General features: G+C 61.8%; 4 protein-coding genes and 1 pseudogene. 4 read left to right on the forward strand and 1 reads right to left on the reverse strand.

The annotated features are described in order from the left end of the window. The coding region (locus tag ACIQ3R_RS15130; protein WP_397419692.1) for a sulfatase-like hydrolase/transferase at positions 1-996 on the reverse strand (996 nt) is incomplete at its 3' end. Positions 997-1,200: 204 nt separating this feature from the next. Here ACIQ3R_RS15130 and ACIQ3R_RS15135 point away from each other — a divergent pair. From ACIQ3R_RS15135 to ACIQ3R_RS15150, 4 genes and pseudogenes are all read left to right on the forward strand, one after another. Next, positions 1,201-1,410: pseudogene (locus tag ACIQ3R_RS15135) on the forward strand (GntR family transcriptional regulator); the annotation flags it as partial. Positions 1,411-1,419: 9 nt separating this feature from the next. Continuing rightward, positions 1,420-1,935: an FCD domain-containing protein gene (locus ACIQ3R_RS15140; protein ID WP_397419695.1), complete on the forward strand. Its 516-nt coding sequence runs from the start codon at positions 1,420-1,422 to the stop codon at positions 1,933-1,935. Positions 1,936-2,151: 216 nt separating this feature from the next. After that, positions 2,152-4,365: a TonB-dependent receptor gene (locus ACIQ3R_RS15145; protein WP_397419693.1), complete on the forward strand. Its 2,214-nt coding sequence runs from the start codon at positions 2,152-2,154 to the stop codon at positions 4,363-4,365. Between the two features lie 60 nt (positions 4,366-4,425). Then, the coding region (locus ACIQ3R_RS15150; RefSeq protein ID WP_397419694.1) for an alpha/beta hydrolase family esterase at positions 4,426-5,015 on the forward strand (590 nt) is incomplete at its 3' end.

Here is a 5,015-nt window from a genome sequence, read left to right on the forward strand (position 1 = left end):
CGCCCCACCTTCATTGTAGCTGAGCTTGCCGCCACTCAGTTGCATGCAGTCCGAAACACCCATGTAGGTGGCCGCACCATTGTCGGACGTGAAGATCACGATCGTATCTTCCGCGATGCCGGCCTCTTCCAGCGCACTCATCACGCGGCCGACGCCGTCGTCGAGCGCGCTCACCATTGCGGCATAAGTGCGCTTGAGGGGGTCTTTTTCGCGCGGAAACCGGTCGTAGTACTTCTTGGTGGCTTGGAACGGGCTATGGGGCGCAAGGTGAGCGAGATACATAAAGAGCGGCTGGCTCTGTCCGCGCTGGCGACGAATTTGGCTCACGGCTTCGTCCGTTAGTGCGTCGGTGAGATACTCTTCTTCATTGCGGACAACCTCCTTTGACGACGCGTCCGAACGCCAGCGCCCGAGCTCAGTTGCGTCATTCTCGCGCCGAAAGCTTCGTTCGCCGACGTACGGCGCAGAACGATTGATGGCCGTGGGCGCGCTGGGGTCGATGTAGGAAGTCTCGCCCCCGAGGAAGCCGAAGAACTCGTCGAATCCCCGCGCCGTAGGCAGTCGATCCGCGGTCGCGCCCAAGTGCCACTTGCCAATTCCGACCGTCCGGTACCCCGAGGCCTTGAGCTTCTCGGAAATGAGGGTCTGGCCGGGCTGCAGGCCGCCATCGGGCTGGCGGACGCTCGAGGGTGCGAGATACTCGAAGCCATGCCGCTGCTGATACTGGCCCGTTAGGAGGCCTGCCCGCGACGGACTGCACACGCTTGCAGTCGAGTAACCGCGCGTGAACTTCACCCCCTTCGCAGCCAGACGATCAATATTGGGCGTGGGAATCGCGGACTTGTAGCCATACGCGCTCAGGTCGGTGGTTCCCAGGTCGTCAGCCACAATCATCACAACGTTAGGCCGCTTGGTCGCCATGGCCTGACCCGCTGCGGTCACTGGCGCGAGGGTCGCCAAAGCGGCAATGAGCGCCGCTAATGATCTGTTCAGCACTGGTGATTGCTCCGACTCAAACGCACTCAAAACTGTCTCCACTATAGAACCATAATGTCTCCTGTTTTGACAAGCTGGGCGTTGTGATGCAGTGCAGGTTGCGCCTTGCCGCATCGGTGAGTCAGGATGAACCAGGGCCGTGCGTTGATTGGGGCGCGCCGCTATCAGGGCGGGCGGTGAAACTTGGATAAGGGGCCCGGCGGCTTGAAGGCGAACTCCTCAGAGGATGAGCGGCGCTCCCCACCTGAGATCGCGCGCGCTATCCGAGCCATGATTGTGAGTGGAGACCTTGGACCAGGCGACCACCTGGGCACAATTGAACTCGCTGATCGTTTCGGGGTGAGTCGTGGACCGGTTCGAGAAGCGCTCCGGTTGCTCGAGTCGCGGGCGCTAGTGAGGATCCTTCCGCGGAAGGGCGCCTTCGTGAACTCGCTCAAGGACGACGAAGTCGGCGTCACGATGGAGGCCCGCGAGTTTGTATTTGCAGCGTTGGCCGAGCTAGCCGCCCAGCGCGCCACGCGCAGCGAACTGGCGGGCTTGCGCAGAGAGTTGCAGCGACTCGGCAAGCTCGCTGCCAATGCCTCCACAACGCCCAATGAGTTCAAGCTCGCGACCTATGCCTATGTACAGGTGCTCTACGGCGCCGCCCGAAATGCGCGCCTCAACCAGATAATGCGAGACCTCTCCGAGGGGGTCGGCCACGCTTTTGGTCACCTGAGCATGGCGACCCAGGAGATGCGCCAAGCTGAGTATGAAGCTTATAGAGATCTAACCGAGGCCGTAGCGGGGCGGGACAAGGACAAGGTCCACGCACTCGCACGCCGCATGCATTCAACGGGCGTCGCTCGAGCGCAACAACTGCAAGCGGCGATTCCAGCTGCAGTCGTCGAGTTCAGGGGGCGGAGACGCCGAACCCGCCCGCTTTCTGCGACCGTTTGACCCCAACCAAATGGGCCTCGATCCCACGCGCTTGAACAGGCGACAGGCGTGCGCCAACTCGCGCTTGTTCGACGATTCTGGAACGAGGTTCGACCGGACTCCGGCGGGAGTCGCGCCTTCCAATTCTCCGACTTCTGGTCTCACCAGCCTCCAAAAGTGTTGACAGTTTCGTTTGTGCGGGCACTGTCTACGCTTAATCAAATGTCGGGGAAACTCATGCACCGCCCGGTCCAGCATCACTGGCTTCTCGCCGGAGCCTCTTTTGCAGCGCTCTCCGCTTTCGCGCCCGGGTCCGTGGCGGCCCAGACAGGCGGCGAGACCGCGGCCACCTCGATTGGCGAAGTCGTTGTCACCGCGAGAAGGCGCGAGGAGCGGCTCCGCGATGTGCCGGTGTCGGCTTCTGTCATCGATGTCGGTCAACTGATCGAACGGGGAGACATCGTCGATCCCCAGACCATTCTGAACAGCGTTCCAGGGGTGAAATTCCTGGATACCTCCTCTCCATCCAACTCGGAGATCACCCTTCGCGGGTCAGGCCAGGGACGCGGCACATCGACCGAGGCGGCTGTCGGTTTGTACCGAAACAACATTTACATCGGGGGCGGCACCGTCGGAGGGCGAAGCCTCAGCCGTATTGATCTGCTCGACCTGGAACAGTTCCAGGTTCTGCGGGGGCCTCAGGGCGCTCTCTATGGTCGCAACGCCGTCGGCGGCGCTATCACCGTCACTTCGGCTCGGCCGCAATGGAACAGCTCTGGCTTTGTGAACCTGAACTACCAGTTCGAAACGGACCTCAAGCAGGTTCAGGCGGCAATGAACCATGCCGTGTCTGATGAAGTCGCCATCCGACTGACCGGAGAGTGGTTCGATCAACCCAACGGCTTTTTCTACAACGCGTCGCAAGACAATTTCATAGACCGCCAGAAGGGCTATGCGGCCCGCGGTCAAATCCGATTTCGTCGGGAGAACTTTGACGCCAACCTACTTGTCGAAGACGGCCTCTATGATCTTCCCTCCCTACGCGCGTCCTTCGTCGTGCCCCCGGGCGCGACGGGCTTCCCTCGCGGTTACGTCACGCCAAAGTATGTCGCGTTCGCCAACGATGGTGAGCCGGCGAAACAACGCATCCAGTCCGTGATCGGACAGTTCACGTGGGAGTCGGACGCCGGGACCCTCTCGGGCGCCACAGGTTTCAGGCGTCGGCTGACCCGAACCGAGAACGACACCGACCAGTTTGATCCGGCGACCCTGGCTCGCGAGCAGGCGCGCGGAAACGCGACAACGGTGACAGACGCCAACGCGGCGACCAACAACAACGACGACTTCGAAGCGCTCTACGCGGACTTCCACTTCGCGAGCGTCAAGACGGGGCGGGTCAGCTGGCTCGTGGGCCTCGAACTGCTGGACACAGATGACAAGTTCACGACCGTGACGGGTCGGACTCCGACCCGAGCCAACCCCTCCGTAGGGAACTTCCTGCCAGGTCGCGGTCGCTACAAGTCCTGGGCGCCCTATGGCTCGATGGGTTTCGAAGTCACGCCGGCGCTGAACGCCGAGGGGGAGGTGCGTTACTCACGAGACCGGAAGAAGCGGCAGAACTTCGGCTTCTCGCTGCCAACAAACGCGCCCATCGCGGCCCAGACCAGCGCCGACGCTGACCGCTTCTCGAACCTCGATTACGCGTTTTCGCTTACCTACAGTCTTCCCTCAGAGTGGATAGTCTACGGACGGATCGCGACAGGATACAGAGCCGGCGGTTTCAACGCGAATGTCGGCGACCCGCGAGCCCCTGTGCCGGTTGTGCCGAGCTACAATCCCGAGAACGGGACCTCCTACGAGGTCGGTGCAAAGGGCGATCTGGGCCGAAACATCTTCGTCACGTTGGCTGCCTATCAAACCGAGGTCGAAGATTTCCAAGCTCAGATCGACAACGGATGCGCGGTCACCAATCCGGTCTGCCCCGTAGCGTCCGTCGCTTTCATCTCGAACGTTGGGCGGGCAGAGGTTTGGGGCGTCGAGTTGACAGCCAGCGGTCGCTGGGACCTGTGGGGTGGGAAGCTTCGGGCCAATGCGAGCGCATCGCGACAGGGCGGTGAACTCAAGTCAACCGGTCGACCCATCCAGCAAAACCCAAGATGGATTAGAGCGGCCGAGGTCAACTACCGGCGGCCGATTTTCGGTGACGTTCAGGGCTTCGCAAACCTTTCCTATTCGGGCCAGTCTGGCGGGTTCCAGGAGATTGACTCCCCACTCGAGCTCGATGACCGCGATCTTCTGGACGCCCGGGTCGGGGTGAATTTCGATCGCGTCGAGATCGCCGCTTACGCAAACAATCTCGGCCAAGAGAGCTTCGTCGTTTTCGGAAGCGCGACCCAGGCCCGGTACAACGATCCCCGAAAATTCGGCGTTCAGGTTCGGTACCGCTGGTAGCTCTACGCTCAAGCGATCCTAGCCTCCCTGTCTTCCCCCAGACTGGAACTGGAGTCTGCCGTGGTCATCGCTTTCCCGAAGGCGAACAAGTTATGGATAGGCGTGGTCGCGTTCGTAGCATTGACTGCGGACGTGGCGTTGAGTCAGCCGCGTGACCGGTCGAGTCTGCCGCGACCGTCACTCGATGCCGACATCGCAAACCTTCAGCTGATGCAGGGCCTCACCCAACGCTCGCTCAAGGTCGGGGATCGGGAGCGGACCTACTTCACTCACTCTCCGAGTCCTGGGCGCGGAGCGATGCCGGTCGTGATCGCCTTACACGGCGGAAACGGCACGGCGCCTCGACGCGCGCGCCAGATGGGATTCAACGAGATCGGTGACCGGGAAGGCTTCATCGCCGTCTATCCGCAAGGGGTGAACTACGGATGGAACGATGGCCGCGGGACGCCGGAAATGCTGCGGCGCCAGGAGAACGCTGATGATGTCGCGTTCTTCAGGGCGCTACTAGGCGAACTGCGCAGGCTGCCCGAGGTAGACCCCCAGCGCATCTACATCGTCGGTGGATCCAACGGCGGAATGATGACGCATCGCCTTGCCTGCGAAATCCCGGAGATGTTCGCAGGCGCGGTCGCCATGGTTGCCAGCTTGCC

Origin of the sequence: Phenylobacterium sp., from assembly GCF_044371015.1 — a bacterium.
Classification (GTDB): Bacteria; Pseudomonadota; Alphaproteobacteria; order Caulobacterales; family Caulobacteraceae; genus Phenylobacterium.

Bases quoted from the DNA above. Each gene is read 5' to 3' on its own strand.
- ACIQ3R_RS15145 (WP_397419693.1), top strand. From the start codon at position 2,152: ATGCACCGCCCGGTCCAGCATCACTGGCTTCTCGCCGGAGCCTCTTTT.